This is a genomic window from Actinacidiphila glaucinigra (genome assembly GCF_035918135.1).
Classification (GTDB): Bacteria; Actinomycetota; Actinomycetes; order Streptomycetales; family Streptomycetaceae; genus Actinacidiphila; species Actinacidiphila glaucinigra.
The window spans coordinates 9,193,307-9,209,977 of record NZ_CP109144.1 but is presented as its reverse complement, the minus strand read 5'-3'; the positions used below and the strand labels follow the sequence as shown (position 1 = coordinate 9,209,977).

The following is a 16,671-nucleotide window of genomic DNA, read 5'->3' as shown; positions in this document are numbered from 1 at the left end:
GCCCGGCTCACAGGTCGTTGCCGGCGTAGGAGAGATTGAAGCTTTTGTTGGTCAGGGGGAAGTCCGGGACAATCGTGTCGGCAGGGCGACCGGCAGCGCGGGCCAGTTGAAGAAGGACGGGGCGACGGGTTTGACCCGGCTCAGCGTTCCGTCGGCCGAGATTTCGACGCGGGTGGTGATGGTGCCGCACCAACCCTCGACGATGCCGACGCCGGAGCACGGTCCCTTCCCGCGCCCCAGGGGGGTGCATGCGGTGCCGGCCGTCACGGTGTCCGTGAGCTGCTCGATCAAGGCATGAGGCGTCAATTTCTTGTGCCCTGACCAGGAAGCGGGCCAGGACGTCGCCGGTCGTGTGGATGGGGACGGCCGGCGCCGGAGTACTGTCGCAGAAGGGGTGTGTCATGCGGGCGTCGGTGATTAGGCCGCTGGCGCGGGCCACGTAGCCCAGGCAGCCGATGTCGCGGGCCGCCTGGGTGATCAAGGCGGCGGTGCCGGTGAAGCGGTCGCGTACGGTGCCGTTGCGGAGGGCAAGGGCGATGATTTCGCGGATGTCGTCTCCAATGCGGCGCTACCTCGTCCCAGGTCGCCTCCTTCCACACGGTGACAGCCTGCTCGTCCCGCTCGGCGACCCGCCGAGCGGGGACCTGCGGGCTGAAACCCAGCCGGTGCATCAGCCGCGTCACACCCGAGACGCTGTAGGAGACGTGGAACTTCCGGCCGATCAGCGTGGCCACCCTCGCCGCCGTCCACACCTGGTCCTCCACCCAGCAGTGCGCGGCCGGACCCTCCTCCAAGTACGCGACCGGCTTCTCCAGACAACGCGGAGACAGACGACACCGCGACCCACTCGGGCCACGAGAGACCAGAGCCCCTTCACCGTCATGCCGCCACAACTGGTGCCACTGATAAGCCGACTTCCGGCTCACCCGCAGGCGCCGTGCCACCTCCAGCGGCTTGACCACCCTGACCAGCTACTTCAAGAGGGCGCAGCTTCGCTGAAGCCCGCAGCCACGGGACATCACGGGCGCCACGTAGGTTTCCGAAACTCGATCACCGGTTACCGAAAAGTCACATTCGGCGCGGTAGGGCTCCGTCCTGCCAGCGGTAGAGGTCGCGCAGCAGGGAAATCTCGGCGCCGTGATGGATCAGCTCCCTGTTGACGTGCAGGACCCTGTTCTCCATGGGAAACCGCTCGGGACCCACCGTGGGCGGATTGTCCAGGTCAGCGTCCGAGAGTTCGCGGACCCCCGCGTTCCATCTCCCATACATCTCATCGAGCTGTTTTAGCGCCTCGTCAGTGGTCCCCGCGTAGGCGAATGTCTCGGAGTCGACATCCTGGCCGCCGAAGTACCATCCGACCCGATAGCCCAGGCACGAGACGATGATGTGCGCCAGCCGCCAGGCAATCGTGGTCACCGGCGCCGGCACCGGGCCAGGGGACGCGGAGTCCATCGTCCACTTCCCCGAACCTGCCGACATCGGTGCGACCGACGTGCCACGTAGGCGGATGCTCCAGCAGCCGCGCACCGGCTCCCAGAAGTACTCCTCATCGGTAAGACCGTCCAGCCGCGGCCGCAGGTTCTTGCGCCAGTACCAGTCCAACTGCTCCGCGAGCCGCTCGCCTCTTGTCATTTCCGCACACTACACACAACGCACACCTGGCTACGACCCGTGCGGACGCCCGTCGCCAGCCGTGGGCCGTGAGAGCGCACCGCACCGGGAGATGACGTTGGGTGCTGATGTGCCCTTCGGGCCGCGCCACCCCGAGCAGCTGTTTGACATTCCCAACCCGTCTGGCTGGGCTGGGTTCAACGCCCCAAATGCGACAGCCCGACCGATGACATGACGGATAATCAAGACCGCAGACTCCCACCCGAGATCAACATGACCATCCCGACCGAGCGCCACGCCGGAGACTCCGACCTGCATGTTCGAAGATGGCGAAGACTCAGCGGTCGCTCCAGCCACCGGATCGCCACTGCCGCTCGCTGACTGGTTCGTCGCAGCTTGCGCCGTGGGCAGCCAAGGCGGAGGTCAGGTCGTGGTACACGGGGATGAACGGGGTTCCGTTGTAGATGACGGCGGCGGTGCCGTCAGCGGGAATCGCGGAAAGCTCCAATGGTCGGCCTCGCTCGGCGAGGCGGCGGGCGGCCTTGACGATGGCGGCCTGTCCCGCATGTGACCAGGTGTGCAAAGCGGTCAGGTCGAGGATGAGCGGCCCGGCACCATGGGCGAGAACCCAGTTGACGGCGCCGGTGAACTGGCCGGCCGCGGCGTCGTCGAGGTGCCCGGCCAGAGCGAGGATGCCCAGGTCGTCCCGGGCGGTGTAGTGCCACTGGAAGGTCTCGGTGCGCATGGGGGTCTCTCTTGGGGAGGGGTGACTGGCTACTGCAGGGGAAGGGTGACCCAGATGCTCTTGCCGCCGCTGTCGGCATCGGGACGGACCGTGCCGGTGCCGCCCAGTTCGGCGAGGATCTCCGCCACCACGGCCAGACCACCGCCGGGGTTGGCGAGGTTGATCAGGTCGGGGCGGTAGGGATGCCGGTCATGGACGGCGAAGGCCAGCACCCCGGCGCTGGCGGCGTATATGACGTCGAGACTGGGCGAGGCCTCGGCGGCGTGCCGGACGCTATTGGTGACCAGTTCGCTGAGGATCAGCAGGGCCGGTGCGAAGACCGGATGACTGGGGCTGACTCCCCAAGAGGGATAGACGTACTCGGCGGTCTTCCGTGCGATCGCCACTGCGGCCGGTTCCGTCGGCAGGGTCAGCACATGGCGATGCCGCAGCGAGGCGTGAGCGGTCACGGGGTACCAGACCTACCAATGCCGTGTGCGGGAGTCTCGGCTCCCGCAGGGGTGCCCAGGCGGTAACCGTGGACGATCTGAGGGTGGATGCGGATCAGCGTGTCGTGGGGGCCGTGGGTCCAGCCCATGAGCGTGCGGCGGTAGTGAGCGGCCTCGTTGGGATCCCTTATCACCTCGGCCGGCCCGGTGGCGGTGACCGACCAGCCACGCCCGGAGGTGACGCTCACGTGGTCGCAGTGGAAGGTGACCGTGGCCGAGTCGCTGAAAGCGGCGGCCGGGGCGGGAACGCGGACGATGAGACGGCCGTACTCCAGGACGTGGGCGGCCGGGCGAACAACGGGCACCTCGCGCTGGACATAGACCAGACGTCCTCCAGGAGCGCCCTCGAGCAGCCATAGGGCCTCCGCGCCGGACACCTCGATCATGCGGCGGGCGGGCGTGATCATCGGACAGACTCCTCAACGGCCGGAGATGTTGTGGCTGGGGATCCTCCCCCTGCTCCTGCCGGGGGCAGCGGGCCGACGGGCAGTACCCCGGTGTGGTGCAGATGAATGCGGGCCGCGCGGATGGCGTCCGGCGTCGTGGCATGGACCCGGCCCTCGGCGCGCAGCATGTCCAGAACACCGAGAGAGTCCAGCGTGCGCAGTTGCCCGGGCCGTACCCCGGAGGCCATCACGACGATGCCGCGCCGGGTGAGCTTGTCGACGGCGTCCTTCAACACCAGCGCGCCGGTGGCATCGATGGTGCTCACCCGTGACATGCGCAGGATGACCACCCGGACGTCGGCAACGTCGGTCAGCTCCAGCAGAAAGCGGTGGGCGGCGGCAAAGAACAGCGGACCATCTATCCGATAGGCCACGATGTGCTCGGCCAGCAGCGTGTGTTCCTCAGCAGTGTGATCGCCCCTGGCCAGGGGGACCCGGTCCAAACGGGTCTGGCGGGCCACCGCCCGCAGCGCCAGCGCGCCGGCCACGGCCATGCCGATCAGCACCGCCTTGACCAGATCCAGGGCCAAGGTGGCGGCGGCGGTGAGAACCAAGATGATCGCGTCGGAGCGCGTGGCGCGAGCCATCGCGCGCAGTGAACCGACCTCGACCATACGGCTCGCGGTGGCAATTAGTACGCCCGCCAGGGCAGCCAGCGGAATGCCGGACACCAGCGGAGCGGCGGCGAAGACGATCACCGCGAGCACACCCGCGTGGGTGAGCGCGGCCAGCCGCGAAGTGGCCCCAGAGCGCACGTTGACCGCGGTACGGGCGATGGCACCGGTAGCTGCGACCCCTCCGAACAGCGGGGCGGCAATGTTGGCCAGGCCCTGCCCGAACAGCTCCTTGTCACTGTCGTGCCGCTGACCGACGCTCATCGCATCCGCTGCGCTGGCCGACATCAGTGACTCCAGTGCGGCCAGCGCCGCCACCGCGACCGCCGGTGCCAGCAGCGACGGCACCTCGGAGGGGTGAACAAAGCCCAGCGAGGGAGCCGGCAGCCCGGACGGCAGGTGACCGATCGTGCCAGCGTCCAGGTGCAGCGCCTTGCCCGCGACCGTCGCGGCGATCACAGCGATCAGCGAGAACGGTACGGCCGGTCTCCAGCGGGCCCCGGCCAGCATCACAGCGACCACCCCGCTGCACAGGCCGATGGCCGTCCAGTCCGGCTCGTGCCAGAACACCCCGGCAGCACGCCAGGCGATGGCGACGACGTTCCCGCCCTCCGGCTTGGACACGCCCAACGCGGAGGGGACCTGCTGCAGCCCGATCACCCCCGCGATACCGAGGGTGAAGCCTTCGATCACCGGGGCCGGAACGTAACTCATGTAGCGGCCGGCCCGCGCCACCGCCAAAGCGATCATCATCAGCCCGGCCAGCAACCCAACGGCCAGTACCCCGCTCGTGCCGTACTCGGCGACGATCGGCACCAGCACTACCGTCATCGCCCCCGTGGGGCCGGACACCTGCAGATTCGACCCGCCGAACACGGCGGCCAGGGCCCCGGCCACCACGGCCGTGGCCAGCCCCGCCTCCGCTCCGGCGCCGGAGGAAATCCCAAAACCCAAAGCCAGCGGCAGCGCCACGATCGCCACAGTCAGGCCCGCGAGAAGATCGCGACGGGGAGCGCGGCTCATGAGCGCCAGGTCAGCCGGGGCAGGCAGCAACAAACCGACCGGGCCCCAGGCCCGGTGGAACAAGGACTTCACGGGGCCACGACCTCGGCTTCATACAGCTCGGCCAGCAGCTCGTTCTGCCCGGTGAGCATCTCGGTCAGGATCCGGCGCGCGGACCGCAGTAGCTCCGCCACATCCCCACCTGTCAGCGCATACACCACGGTCGCCCCCTCACGCGACGAGGTGACGATCCCCGAACGGCGCAATACCGCCAGCTGCTGAGACAGCGCCGACGGTTCGACCTCGATCCGGGCGAGCAGGTTCCGCACCGGCATCGGCCCGTCCTGCAACAGCTCCAGCACCCGGATCCGCATCTCGGATGCCCGAGCATGCGAAAGAACTCTGCCTTGGCCTGATACAGCGGCACCGACACCGGTTCCCCAGTCCTCATCTCATCGCCCCGACACGCGGGCACAGCATGGTGCTGTGCCCGCGGCTACCTAAGGACACAGCCAGTACAGCATGTAGCGAATTGATGATTTTTGCAATTTATGCAAATGCTGATGACCTTGCACCCGGCGCCTACGGCATCACCACAGGACAGCTCAGGGTGCGGAACACCCCCTCGACCTGCTGGATCCGCCCGATCACCGGGTAGCCCAGGCCATCCACAGTCTCGCCTTCGGCCCAGACAATCACGTCGTACGGACCCGTCACGGCCTTGGCCCGCACAACGCCAGGAATGGCCGAGATCGCCGCGACCACATCAAGTGCCATACCAGCTTGCGTCTGGATCAGGACGTAGACCTCGACCATGACGAACCTCCCAGCACCTCGGCGTGAGGGCCAGTGTGCGCCGCCACGAGAACCCCTCACCAGGGTGCATGCGGTCGACCACCGTGGCCCGAGGCGGGCCTGACGATACGTTGAAGACTCCTGGGCAGCGCACCGCAGGCGGTCTTGCTGGCCTGCTTGGCGGCGGAGGCGGGCCCCGCCCCTTTGCGCTCCCACGCCGGGGAACCGCACACAAAGTCTGCACCGAAGCCTGGAACGCCAAGCGTCCCGGCGAGATCCGGTTCATGTCCGACGCTCTCCGGCGCAAGCGCAACGACACTCATGCCTGATTTTCCGTTTCTGATCTCATTGCTGGGAGGATTCGTTCCATGAGCAGTCCCGGGCAACCCCACCACCTGGTCAGCGAGGCCGACCCGCGCATCCCCTTCCCCCACAGCGTCACCCCCACCGCGTGCCGGTCCAACTACGCACTGTTCGCCCACAATCACGGCGACAGCGTCGAGGACACCGACGGCCGGATCGCGCAGGCCAACGCCGCCTGCCGCGTCTGCACCCTGGCGGCCGACTGCCTGAAATGGGCCCTGGCCAACCCGCAGCTGACCCCGAACGGCATCTGGGCCGCCACCACCCCTCGGCAACGCACCACCCTCCGGCAGCGCCTGGTCGCCCGGCTCGGACGGGACTGGGTGGCCGTCGTCGCCGAGCACGACCGCCGACGCAGCGAAGCTCACCGGCAGCGCGTCCCTGCAGTGCGTGCTCAGAGCGGGCGCCGCGCCAGCCACAAGAACCCATAATGCAATGGGGTGGCGGTCGCACACCTGGCCGGGCGACGATCTCTCGGTACTTGCCGATGAAGGGGGAGCTATGGGCGACGTCGCTGCTAGGGAACTCATCTCTCTCGCCGATGACGAGGGGAACAGTGTCACCGTCAACGTTCTGGGGCGCGCCCTCGGATGGAGCGCCGGGCTCGACGCCGAGATCGTCGTCAGGACACCGTTCGTGTCCGGTCGTGTCGACTTGGTGCTGTCAGCCTCGAAGCTGGAAAGCTTGGCCACCACGTTAAACAGACTCGACGCCGGCGAAGACGTGGTCTGGATGGAGTGGGATAGAGGACCGTCCATCTCCATCCAGCTCACAGGCGAGCGTGACTGCCCGGAGGTGGTCGTGGAGGACGAGTCCGGGTCCATGGTCACCGTGCGGGTCCCGCTCGTCCTGCCGGACGGCTGGATTGCCGACCACCGCCAGCTTCTGCGCCATGTGATGGATCACTGGGTTCCGATGCTGTCAGGGTAGGGAGACAAGTCGCCGCCAGCAGATGAGGGCACATCCGAGGGTGAGGAAGGCTTCGTGGATGTCATCGCGTAGCTCCCAGCGGATCCGCAGGCGGCGGAACCAGTGCAGGTGGGCGAACGCACGCTCCACGACGCAGCGTTGGACGCCCCCAGTCCCGAGCCGTGCTCAGCGCGCCGGCGCGCGATCACCGGCTTCACGCCGAGAGCCCAGACGAGGTGGCGGTACTTGTCGTGGTCGTAGCCGCGGTCACCGAGCACGATGCCCGGCCGACGCCGGGGCCGGCCGCGCTTGCCCCGCACCGGTGGATCGGCTTCGAGCAATGGAATGAGCTGGGTGACGTCGTTACGATTGCCGCCGGTCAGGGTGACGGCGAGCGGGATGCCGGTGGCGTCCGTGATCAAGTGGTGCTTGCTGCGGGCAGCAGCAGGAAGAGCCGGACGAACGGGGACGTGGCGCGGCGGCGGGTGAACCGCCCTGGGTTCGGTAGAGATCTCAGATTGTGGTTGTGACCTGGTGTTTCGTGAGTTCGGTGTAGTAGTTGGCTTCGTACTCGACCGGCGGGACGTGGCCTATCTCACCGTGGAGCCGTCGGTGGTTGTACCAGTCGACCCACTCGGCGGTGACCAGCTCGACCTGGGAGAGCGTCTTCCAGGGCCGTCGAGGCTTGATCAGCTCGGTTTTGTAAAGGCCCACCGTTGATTCCATCAGCGCATTGACGCTGATCGGAAAATCGATCTTCGGGAGGGCAGGCGGCAGCATCCGGGCCGCTTGCGGACCGGATGTCGGGTGGGGCTGGTCAGGCGGTCGCGGGTTCGAGGGTGACCTGGTGGCCGAGGGACTGGAGCTGGCGGACGAGGTCGCGGGTTTTGCGGGCGGGGTCGAGGTGGCGCCTGTGCCAGTCGGAGCCGAGTTCCTGGTAGGAGGCGTCTGGGTCGTTGATCAGGTGCCAGGTGATGACGAGGATCGAGCGGGCGACGGCGACCAAGGCGATCCGGTTCGCGATCTGCTCCGGACTCCATGCCCGAACCCACGCACGATCCTTGCGATGCGGCTTGTTCCGCCCCGTCCACGAGCCTGTCACCGGTCCCGCGATCGACATGCCGCCAAATGTGGTGATCTGGCCGGACAGTCTCTCCTGGACGTAGGCGTGCAGCCTCGGATTGGCGACCAACTTCGCCGTCTTCGGACGTCGGGCCGCCATATCTGATTTCCACTGCGCGACCGAAGCCCGGTAGTCGAGCTTCCCACTTCTTGTGGAGGCGTTGCGTCGCAGCTCGCGGGAGATCGTGCCGGGATTACGGCCGACGTCTCGGGCGATCTCGCGCACTCCCTTGCCCTGGGTTTGAGCAACGCGATTTCCTCTCGTTCGGAAAACGACAGGTACCTGCCCGAGGGCGGCTTCGAATCGAACGGTCGCATGCCGCCACACTGGCGGTACCAGCGCGTCGCGACTGCCGGCGCCACGCCGATGACGGCGGCGGCCTCCTCGGCGAGAAGGCCCTTGGCGATCTCCGTCCAGAACGCCGCCTCGACATGACGCTGATACTTCGGATGCCCCGGAGACCTCAACTTCGGACGCACCGCCCGGTCCGCTGCCTGCTGACGACGCATCGTCCAACACCTCCATGTGTACGAGTACGAGGTGTTGCGACGACCAGTTGAATCCGCCCTGCGACCCGGCATCCGAGTGATGGATCAACTCGCCTGGCTTCACCGGCCGTTGGTCGCGGTCTCGTTGCCAGATCGCCATCTCCAGGGCGTCCAGGACGAAGACGGTCTCCTTCACGGTGGCAGCTGACCAGCCGACGATCCGGCGGGAGAAGGTGTCCACGACGAAGGCGACGTAGACGACCGAGGACCACGTTTTCACGTGGGTGAAGTCCGCTACCCAGCAGCGGTTCGGCGCGGAGGCGACGAAGTCACGGTCGACCAGATCGGGCGCTCGCTCCACCTGTCCGCCGGGAATCGTGGTGATGACGCGTTTGCCGCGGACCGCGCCCTGGATGCCGAGTTCGCACATCAGGCGCTCGACAGTGCAGCGGGCCACCGGATGGCCCTGCCGGTTCAGCTCGCACCAGATCTTCCGGGCCCCGTAGACACGGTAGTTGGATGTGTAGACCTGCTGGATCTTCTCCTTGAGTTCCGCGTCGCGGACGCGACGGGCGGAGGGCGCCTGGAGGCGTTTGCGGTGGGCGTAGTAGGTGGAAGGGGCGATCTTGCAGTCGTGCTCGGTGAGCGTCTTACAGATCGGCTCGACCCCGCCGAAGCGGCCCCGGTACTCGTCGATGAAGGCTACGAGCGCGTGTGTGGCCGGTCGAGCTCGGCCGCGAAGAAACTTGCCGCGGCCTTGAGGATCTCGTTGGCCCGCTTGAGCTCGGCGTTCTCCTTCTTCAGCGCCTTGAGCTGGGCCGACTCCTCCGTCGTTGTCCCCGGCCGCTGTCCCGCGTCGATCTCGTGCTGCTTGACCCAGTTCCGCAGCGTCTCACGGGAACCGATGCCGAGCTTGTCCGCCACCGCCTGCAGGGCGGCCGTCTCGTTCGGATAGTCGCCGCGGACCTCGGCGATCATGCGCACCGCACGGCGGCGCAGCTCAAGCGGGTAACGGGAGGGTCGTGCCATGGCTCAATCCTTTCATGGAATCGAGCCTCCACCTGATACGGGCCGGTTCACATCAACTACGCTGACACCGGCCACATAACCCGTCTCCAGGATTCGGGGTCAAGGCCCACGTGGCCGCGCGGGGACCATCACGCGGATGAGGAGCGGGGGTGGTTCTGGTCGCGCCAGGCCCGGGGTGAGAGTCCGTATGCCTGTTTGAACATCTTGCTGAAGTGGGTCGCGTCCATGAAGCCCCACCTTCGTCCTGTCGCTCCGATGGTCCGCAGTCGGCCGTTCGGGCCGGCCAACTCTCGCCTGCATTCGGCCAAGCGGCGTGTACGGATCCAGTCTCCGAGGCTGATGCCCGACCGGGACAGCACCGCGTAGAGATGACGCACGGAGATGTCGTGTGCGGCGGCGATCCGTGCCGCCGACAGATCGGGATCAGCCAGGTGGGCCCGGATGTATTGAGTGATCCGCAGGCTGAGTGTCGCCTCCAATGGTGCTCTGGCCAGGCTGGAGTTGCCGTGCTGGGACGTCAGGACGGCGCGGAGCAGTTCGATGCTGGGTTCCACGACGGCGTCGGCGTGCACGCCCTGATGCAATTCGTCGCTGACGGCCAGTTGGGAGAAGTAGGGGAAGGCGAGGCGTGCAATGGGGTTGTCGGATCCCAGGGGGACAGCGGTGATGTCCCGTAGCAACCGGTCGGGGAGCGCGAGTGCCGCGCGGGGGAAACGGATGAAGCGGTAGTCCACTCCCTCGTCGAAGAGATGTGTGTAGGGAGCGATCGATTCGTAGACGGCGAATTCCCCCGGCCTCAGCAGGCACTCGCGACCGTTCTGCACCACCACGCTGCTGCCCGTCATCTGCACACCGAGAGTGACGGCCGACTCCTCGTCCTTTCGGGCGAGCCGCTCCGTCCGTCGGAGGGTGACCGCGGTCGCCCGCGCCGAACAGATCCTGATGGGCCCCGCGGTGCCGAGCCCGATGCGAACGGAGATGTCCTCAGCCGCAGGACGGTGGTCGATATCGACTGCCACCATGGATTCCCACACCGCGTTGCGGACCACTTCCTCCCGGTCCCGCGGCGGTATGAACGCGGTGTCCAGGACCGGGCTCATGAGGCAGACCTTCGACTACATCGGTCACAGAGTCGGCCTGACAGTACCTCGATCCGTTCCCCCACAAGTCCCCCTCGACGCGGACGGTTCGGACATCAGTTTGGCTGGATTCGATCTTACTGCGCAACGGATTCGACGGGCGTACACAGGATCCACACCTGATGCAGCGTCAAGTTGGGGCGGTGCACTACTGACAAAGTTCCCTGCACGGATGACAAAGTTCCGAAGCCACGATGGCCCTAAAGTCCATGGGCGAGGCCAGAGAAAGGGGAGTCACATGCGCGCCATTTCGCGCAGGCTGCAGGTTCTGCCCGGCCCCCCATGTCCTGGCCTCATTCTGCATCAGCCGTCATGGCGAACGGAGGGTCCCGCCCTCCTGCAGAATCGGCCATCGCCCGCTCGCGGTCGTCCCGCCGTAGTGACTCGGCGGGCAACGTTTCAGCAGGTCAGCGTCTGGGACGTCCCGGGATGATGCCACTTCTGGGTCAACTGTGGCCGGACATCGCGCCGGAGCCGCAGTCTCGTTGCGGAGCCGGCCCGTGCGGTCGGTTCCGTTCATCGCAGGTCAACGGAGGGGAACATCATGCGAGCTCTCACGAAGGCATTCGTCAGTGTCACCGTCGCGGTCGGTATCGCCTCCGGTGGCCTGGCGACCGCGGGCACGGCCATGGCGGCCCCCGCGCGGGCCCAGCAGCAGGCGGTGACCGGTGAGGTCGGCACGCTCGCGGTGAACAACCTGGGGCTGAACACCGTCCAGGCGAAGAAGTGGCAGTGCTATCTGCGCTATTGGAATTTCAACCCCGGCACGATCGACGGGCAGCTGGGTACCGACAGCTGGAAGGCAGCGCAGAGGTTTTTCAACTATTACGGCTATAACGGCGATGTCGCACTCGTCGTCGACGGAGTCGTCGGACCCAACACGATCAGGGCGCTGCAGCGCTTCCTGGACGGCCGCAACGGGATCAACCTTGACATCACCGGGATCGCCGGACCGAAGACCAAGGACGCGTTCGCGACATTCGCCGACGGAATCTGGCAGGAGTGCTGAGTCGATCCGACGCCCGCACACACGCCACGGCCCGTCCACTCAGCTTGACGTTTAACCTTGCTGCGCTTTGTGTTCTTTGATCGACTCGGCACGTTTGACGGTTTTGCCGACGTCGTGGTGCTTGGCGCGGTGCTTGTGCTTCGATCCGGGAGGCCTGCCCGGTCCCGGCCGGGACGGTTTCGGTGCGGCCGCTGGGTGGGCCGGAGGCTGTCGCAGGACTTCCGCTCGGTAGAGGTCAAGAGCGAGTCCCGGTTGTCCGGCTGAGGAGCTTATTGAGGTTGTGTACCGTGCCGAGGAGCTTGAGTTCGGTGTCCACGGCCTGGCGGCCGCGATAGTTGAGATGACGGCCGAACCGCTGGAAGAGTTGGGCGAATCCCGGCTCAACCAGGGCACTGCGTTGACGGTACTGGGCTCGGCCGGTCGGGGTGGCCAGGCGGCTGGCCATCTCCTGGTGGGAGGCCCGCGCCTGCTCGCGCTTGGCGGAGAATCCTGCCTGGTTGGCTTCGCTGGTGACCGAGACCAGCAGCGGTAGGCCAGCGAGTGCCTCGAAGGCGGCGGCGGAAGCGTATCCGCTGTCGGCGAGCCAGAGCTGGATGTCGCCGACGAGTCCGGCGGCCTGGTGGTTGCGCTGGGTCTGCTTCACCATCGGAACGAGGGCTGTGGTGTCCGAGGGATTGTCGTGCACCTCGATGGCCAGGAGAAGCTGGCGGCGGGTGCACGCGATCTGCACGTTGTATCCCTGTAGGTAGCCGCCGCGTTTGCCAGGTATCAGGCGAGAGTCCGGATCGCTCAGACAGGCACGAGACTCCGGGGAAGGGACCGGCCGAGGGTTGCGAGCTCGCTCCAGCCGGGCCCGCGCCTTCACCAGCCGGTCCCGCTGCCGCACGAGGACGGCCTTGTGTTGCAACGGGACCGGCGGTCGGCCGTTCGCCCCGCGGCGGCCAGCCGCCCGGTCTTCCTCGGCCCGAGCTTCGTACCGCCTCAGCCTTTCCTGGTGAGCTGCGGTCTCCGCGGCCAGGCGATGCTCCGCTCGGGTCACCACTCGCTCCGCGGCCTCCACCTTGATCCTCATCTCGCCGGGCGATGGCAGGGCGCGTTCGTGCAGCTTGTCCCTCGCCGAGCAGGCGCGCGCAAGCAGGTCGGACAGCCGCAACAGACGGGGCAAATCGTCGGACCCGGCAGTGCTGTTGGCGCGATCGGAGTCATCGGCCTCGGCCTCGACGTTGCGCGCGTGCGCCTTCCATGAGTTCGTGTATCTCCACCTGACACCGGGAGATGGCCTCCTCAAGCCGTTGCAGCCGCTGGTTGGAGCCGCGGGATGCGTTCGCCTCCATCGGTGAGCCGTCGATCGCCACTGCCGAGAGATTCACCAGGCCCCGCTGACCGCACAGCGCCAGCACCTGCACGAACAGAGCCTTCAACGCCTCGCGGTGACGTCGGACGAACCGCGCAACAGTGGAATGATCCACTGGGCGGTTCCCGGTGATGACCCGACAGCCCACGTCGTCCCAACAAGCCCGCTCGATCTGGCGGGAGGATCGCATGCCCTTGCTGTAGCAGTACAGGAGCAACCCAACCAGGTTCGCCGGCGGGTAGGCCGCCCCTCCCTGTCCGTCGGCGCGGTAGCTTCTCTCGAAAGCCGAGAGATCAAGCTCTCCAACGACTTCGAGCACCTTCCAGCACAGGTGCTCGGGCGGCAGCCAGTCCCGTGCATTCCTCGGCATCTCAAGATCACGTTCATGGTCACACACCAGGAAGTTCGACCCCACCTGCGAAGATTCCCAAGCCTGCGCGACAGCTGGAAGCGAACACCGACTCGCTCTTGATCACCAGCAGGGTGAAGTCCTGCGACAGCCTCGCCGTGGTCGCGCGGACGTTGCGAAACCCCCGCCGCACCCGGGCGGGGGTGAGGCGGCGGGGTGCGGTGGGACGTTCCCACGGCCGGCGCAGGTCCTCGGCGAGGGGCCGGGCGAGGCGAAGCTGGGTGTGTGCGGCGATGATGAGCCAGGTCCACAGGTCGGCGGTGTCCCCGTGGCGGACCTTCGGCGCGGTCCAGCCGAGGGTCTGCTTCATCAGCCGAAAGGTGTGCTCGAGATCGAAGCGGCGGAGGAAGGACTGCCACCAGCGGTCCACGTCCGCTGGCGTGGCGGCGGAGGCCGAGCACCACAACCAGACCGGTTTGGGATCGCGGTCGCCCGGCAGGCGCTCGACCTTCAGGCGGAGCAACGTGCCATGCAAGACAGGCAGTTCCTCCTCCGTGTGGTTCAGCCAGGGGCCGCGGTGAGTGAGTCTGGGGTGCATCCTGTCCCAGGCTCGGGCCTCGGCCTTGCCGTAGCGGGTGGTGTCCGTGACGGTGGTTATTTCGGGTTCGTGCCAGGTGTCGGGCTTGGCGAAGGTGAGGACGCCGCCGTGCCGGCGGGGCCGCCCGCCCTTCGGTCCGGAGCGGGCGGGGCCGGGGTCGCGGAGCATCACGCGGTCCGAGCGCAGTCGGCCGATCAGCACGATGGGCAGGTCTGCCAGGGCGTGGGAGAGGTAGGTGATGTCGTAGCCGGAGTCCATCACGATCAGGATCTCAGGATCGCCTGGCTGCCATGGGTGGGCCTGTGTCAACCGCTCGACCTTCCCGCGTAGTTGGACTGCCGTGACGGCGGTCGCGTCGTCGGCGGGCCCGAGGCGGACGGCGTCCAGCAGCGCGACTCAGGAGGTGCGGCCGGTCTCCAGGGCGGCGACGAAAGGCACAAACTGGTCCGTGCTGCGGTCACCACGTCCGTAGACATGGCAGAACAGCCGGTCGTCGCTGGTCGGGGCATCAGGACGCAACCAGTTGCTGACGTCGACCGCCAGGACGATGCGTCCGTCGGCCGCCTTCGGCAGCGGCAGGCCGGCCAGTGCGCGGCGCAACCGCACCGGCTCCAGCCAGCCCCGGTCCAAGGCGGCGTACAGAGCGCCGTGCCGCGTCGGGGCGCGGGAGCGCCACAGCCACAGGCACCGGCACCGGCACCGGCAAGGACACGGAAGCGGGCATAGCGAAGGATTCTACGGCCCCGGCAGGCACGTGACCCCCAGGTCCATGCGTCCCTGGGGGCCAAGCGGGGGTGTGCTTCGGATAGTCCAACGACGGAACCCTGCGGGCGTCACCCCACACCAATAGCCAAAGCCCCTCTGCGGCCGTGTGCCGCCCTGTGTCGGTGGCGGGGCGGGATTGTGCCGCCTCGTGTCAGCGAGGCGCTCACGGCGACGGACAGGGGCTGGGCCGGACTCCCCGGCGAGCGAGCCCGGTCCGGCTTGTCATCGTGCTGCCTCTACCAGCGCATGCCGAGCGCTTCGAGTTCCACCTACCGTTGTTCGGTCAGCTTCCCTGCCCGGCGGCGGAGGTTGTCCACGAACTGACCCAGCTTGACCTCGGTCACGATCCCGTCGGGCTCGGTGAGCTGCTCCACGTGTTTGCGGGGCGCCTGCAGGTGGCCGTGGCGGGCGTGGAACTGCCGGGCGGCCGAAGGTTCACCGCCCACTTGTCGGCCTGCGTACTGCGCGCCTGCGGCCTCTCGCCAGAGGCCGCGGGTCAGTGTCCGGGCCTGGTGTGGCGGAGGACGATCGGCACCGAAGCGATGGCCCCGTCGGAGAGGGCCGCGGGGAACCCAATTGACGTGACGGGCTCCTTGCGTCGAAGGTCGGCCAGGTGGCACTGTTCGCACGATTGAACAGATGTACGGCCACCAGGAACTGCAGGCGGGGGATGGACGAGCAGGCGTTCGACGCCTTTTATTCCGGGAGCGTGGGGCGGCTCATCGGCCAGCTGTACGCCATGATCGGCGACCGTGCTGAGGCGCAGGACGTGGTCCAGGAAGCCTTCGTCCGGGCCTGGGAGAATCGGGCCCACCTGGACAAGGACGGTGCACCCGAGGCATGGGTGCGTACCGTGGCCTGGCGGCTGGCGGTCAGCCGGTGGCGGCGAGTGCGAACCGCGCTCTCCTTCGCGCGGCGCCAGGGCCCGCCCCCGAACGTACCGCCGCCGGACACCCACCATGTGCTGCTGGTGCAGGCGCTGAGGCAGATCCCCGCGGCGCAGCGGCGGGCCATCGTGCTCCACCACCTGTGCGATCTGGAGGTTAAACAGGTGGCTTCCGAGACCAACTGCCCTGTCGGCACGGTTAAGGCACAGCTGAGCCGGGGGCGGGCCGCGCTGGCAAGGATTCTGGCCGATACTGAGCTGGATCCGCGGGCGGGCCGAGTTTCGGAGGTGGAGCATGGTTGACGAGACCAGCTTGGATGATCACCTGGCCGGCCTTGCCGCCGAGGGCCGGCGGTTCGCCGTGCCGCTGGCCGCGGAGCAGATCCGGGTGCGCGGTGACCGGCGTCGACGCCGTAAGCGGGCAGCCCGGATGTCGGGCGGCGTGCTGCTGGCCGCTGCTGTCGCCGTGGGAGGCCTGTCGCTGGCCCGGCCTGGCCCGGAGTCGGCACCGACCGCCGTGAAGCCGACGCCGTCGCGGAGCGCTCCTCAGTTCGTACCCCCGACGCCGTCCCCGGGTGATGAGTACGCCAGCGAACTCGGCTACGTGTACAACGCAATGGTGGTGGAGGACGCGGTCCAGGTCACCGTGGAGCAGCTTCGTACCGAGCGGGGAACGGCCGTACCCACCGGAGTGGTGCACCAGGTGACCCTGTCGCCGCAGACGCCGGTCGAGGTGGAGCAGGTGGCCGGCGGGAAGGCAGGGGACGTGCCGTTGGGCGAACTGGTCGACCGGCTGCGTGACGGGCCACGGTGGGTGTTCGCCGTCGACTACGACGGTGAGGGCCGGATTCAGTCGCTGCGGGAAGCGTCCTGGCTGACCGTGAGTGAGCGTCAGCAGAAGCCGTAAAAGTCTGACTGGGATGCAACCCGAGGGACGGTGTGCGGCGTAGAGACCGTG

The 16,671-nt window shown here is 67.5% G+C and carries 17 protein-coding genes and 8 pseudogenes; 5 read left to right on the top strand and 20 right to left on the bottom strand.

Annotated features, from left to right (window positions below; genetic code table 11):
- Positions 1 to 51: 51 nt before the first annotated feature.
- From OIE69_RS41810 to OIE69_RS41765, 10 genes and pseudogenes are all read right to left on the bottom strand, one after another.
- Entirely contained in the window at positions 52 to 291 is a 240-nt protein-coding gene (locus OIE69_RS41810; protein WP_326580690.1) for a hypothetical protein, read from the bottom strand.
- A 13-nt stretch (positions 292 to 304) separates the two neighbouring features.
- Positions 305 to 550, bottom strand: a pseudogene (locus OIE69_RS41805) (NADH-quinone oxidoreductase subunit D-related protein); the annotation flags it as partial.
- 19 nt (positions 551 to 569) lie between these two features.
- Positions 570 to 959 (bottom strand): annotated as a pseudogene (locus tag OIE69_RS44875) (winged helix-turn-helix domain-containing protein); the annotation flags it as partial.
- Positions 960 to 1,068: 109 nt separating this feature from the next.
- Positions 1,069 to 1,632, bottom strand: coding sequence for a DinB family protein (locus OIE69_RS41795; RefSeq protein WP_326580688.1), 564 nt, complete (start codon positions 1,630 to 1,632; stop codon positions 1,069 to 1,071).
- 316 nt (positions 1,633 to 1,948) lie between these two features.
- A complete protein-coding gene (locus OIE69_RS41790; RefSeq protein ID WP_326580687.1) occupies positions 1,949 to 2,356 on the bottom strand; it encodes an STAS domain-containing protein in 408 nt (135 codons plus the stop codon).
- 29 nt (positions 2,357 to 2,385) lie between these two features.
- The gene (locus OIE69_RS41785; protein WP_326580686.1) at positions 2,386 to 2,805 is read right to left on the bottom strand and encodes an ATP-binding protein; all 420 of its coding nucleotides are present in this window, start codon (positions 2,803 to 2,805) and stop codon (positions 2,386 to 2,388) included.
- Entirely contained in the window at positions 2,802 to 3,251 is a 450-nt protein-coding gene (locus OIE69_RS41780; protein ID WP_326580685.1) for a pyridoxamine 5'-phosphate oxidase family protein, read from the bottom strand. Before OIE69_RS41780 ends, OIE69_RS41785 begins: the two co-directional genes overlap by 4 nt.
- Positions 3,248 to 4,999, bottom strand: coding sequence for a SulP family inorganic anion transporter (locus OIE69_RS41775; protein ID WP_392567636.1), 1,752 nt, complete (start codon positions 4,997 to 4,999; stop codon positions 3,248 to 3,250). The genes OIE69_RS41780 and OIE69_RS41775 overlap by 4 nt, the downstream gene beginning before the upstream one ends.
- Positions 4,996 to 5,339 (bottom strand): annotated as a pseudogene (locus tag OIE69_RS41770) (ArsR/SmtB family transcription factor). Before OIE69_RS41770 ends, OIE69_RS41775 begins: the two are co-directional and overlap by 4 nt.
- Before the next feature lie 149 nt (positions 5,340 to 5,488).
- On the bottom strand, positions 5,489 to 5,722 hold the full coding sequence (locus OIE69_RS41765) for an Lrp/AsnC ligand binding domain-containing protein (RefSeq protein WP_326580684.1): 234 nt from the start codon (positions 5,720 to 5,722) through the stop codon (positions 5,489 to 5,491).
- A gap of 347 nt (positions 5,723 to 6,069) precedes the next feature.
- On the opposite strand from OIE69_RS41765, the gene OIE69_RS41760 reads away from it, so the two are divergent.
- Together OIE69_RS41760 and OIE69_RS41755 are read left to right on the top strand one after the other, a co-directional pair.
- Positions 6,070 to 6,495 carry a WhiB family transcriptional regulator gene (locus OIE69_RS41760; RefSeq protein ID WP_326580683.1) on the top strand — a complete coding sequence of 142 codons (426 nt, stop codon included), beginning with the start codon at positions 6,070 to 6,072 and terminating at the stop codon, positions 6,493 to 6,495.
- Positions 6,496 to 6,565: 70 nt separating this feature from the next.
- Positions 6,566 to 6,994, top strand: coding sequence for a DUF5959 family protein (locus tag OIE69_RS41755; protein WP_326580682.1), 429 nt, complete (start codon positions 6,566 to 6,568; stop codon positions 6,992 to 6,994).
- Here the strand turns inward: OIE69_RS41755 and OIE69_RS41750 are convergent.
- The 6 genes and pseudogenes from OIE69_RS41750 to OIE69_RS41725 form a co-directional block, all read right to left on the bottom strand.
- Positions 6,986 to 7,407 (bottom strand): annotated as a pseudogene (locus OIE69_RS41750) (IS5 family transposase); the annotation flags it as partial. The gene OIE69_RS41755 and the pseudogene OIE69_RS41750 overlap by 9 nt on opposite strands.
- 79 nt (positions 7,408 to 7,486) lie before the next feature.
- Positions 7,487 to 7,708, bottom strand: a pseudogene (locus OIE69_RS41745) (integrase core domain-containing protein); the annotation flags it as partial.
- Positions 7,709 to 7,976: 268 nt separating this feature from the next.
- Positions 7,977 to 8,605, bottom strand: a pseudogene (locus tag OIE69_RS41740) (transposase); the annotation flags it as partial.
- A gap of 70 nt (positions 8,606 to 8,675) precedes the next feature.
- Positions 8,676 to 9,281, bottom strand: a pseudogene (locus OIE69_RS41735) (IS3 family transposase); the annotation flags it as partial.
- Between the two features lie 5 nt (positions 9,282 to 9,286).
- On the bottom strand, positions 9,287 to 9,613 hold the full coding sequence (locus OIE69_RS41730; RefSeq protein WP_326580681.1) for a transposase: 327 nt from the start codon (positions 9,611 to 9,613) through the stop codon (positions 9,287 to 9,289).
- A gap of 128 nt (positions 9,614 to 9,741) precedes the next feature.
- Positions 9,742 to 10,713, bottom strand: coding sequence for an AraC-like ligand-binding domain-containing protein (locus OIE69_RS41725; RefSeq protein WP_326580680.1), 972 nt, complete (start codon positions 10,711 to 10,713; stop codon positions 9,742 to 9,744).
- Between the two features lie 583 nt (positions 10,714 to 11,296).
- On the opposite strand from OIE69_RS41725, the gene OIE69_RS41720 reads away from it, so the two are divergent.
- The gene (locus OIE69_RS41720; RefSeq protein ID WP_326580679.1) at positions 11,297 to 11,761 is read left to right on the top strand and encodes a peptidoglycan-binding domain-containing protein; all 465 of its coding nucleotides are present in this window, start codon (positions 11,297 to 11,299) and stop codon (positions 11,759 to 11,761) included.
- A 235-nt stretch (positions 11,762 to 11,996) separates the two neighbouring features.
- On the opposite strand, the gene OIE69_RS41710 is transcribed toward OIE69_RS41720, so the two are convergent.
- From OIE69_RS41710 to OIE69_RS41695, 4 genes and pseudogenes are all read right to left on the bottom strand, one after another.
- Positions 11,997 to 12,914, bottom strand: a complete 918-nt coding sequence (locus OIE69_RS41710; RefSeq protein ID WP_326580678.1) for a transposase — start codon at positions 12,912 to 12,914, stop codon at positions 11,997 to 11,999.
- A 49-nt stretch (positions 12,915 to 12,963) separates the two neighbouring features.
- Positions 12,964 to 13,530: a transposase gene (locus tag OIE69_RS41705; protein ID WP_326580677.1), complete on the bottom strand. Its 567-nt coding sequence runs from the start codon at positions 13,528 to 13,530 to the stop codon at positions 12,964 to 12,966.
- 97 nt (positions 13,531 to 13,627) lie between these two features.
- Positions 13,628 to 14,746, bottom strand: a pseudogene (locus OIE69_RS41700) (transposase); the annotation flags it as partial.
- A 350-nt stretch (positions 14,747 to 15,096) separates the two neighbouring features.
- Positions 15,097 to 15,273, bottom strand: a complete 177-nt coding sequence (locus OIE69_RS41695) for a helicase associated domain-containing protein (RefSeq protein ID WP_326580676.1) — start codon at positions 15,271 to 15,273, stop codon at positions 15,097 to 15,099.
- Positions 15,274 to 15,497: 224 nt separating this feature from the next.
- On the opposite strand from OIE69_RS41695, the gene OIE69_RS41690 reads away from it, so the two are divergent.
- On the top strand, positions 15,498 to 16,016 hold the full coding sequence (locus tag OIE69_RS41690; RefSeq protein ID WP_326580675.1) for a SigE family RNA polymerase sigma factor: 519 nt from the start codon (positions 15,498 to 15,500) through the stop codon (positions 16,014 to 16,016).
- Positions 16,009 to 16,620 carry a hypothetical protein gene (locus OIE69_RS41685; RefSeq protein ID WP_326580674.1) on the top strand — a complete coding sequence of 204 codons (612 nt, stop codon included), beginning with the start codon at positions 16,009 to 16,011 and terminating at the stop codon, positions 16,618 to 16,620. Before OIE69_RS41690 ends, OIE69_RS41685 begins: the two co-directional genes overlap by 8 nt.
- Positions 16,621 to 16,671: the final 51 nt, after the last annotated feature.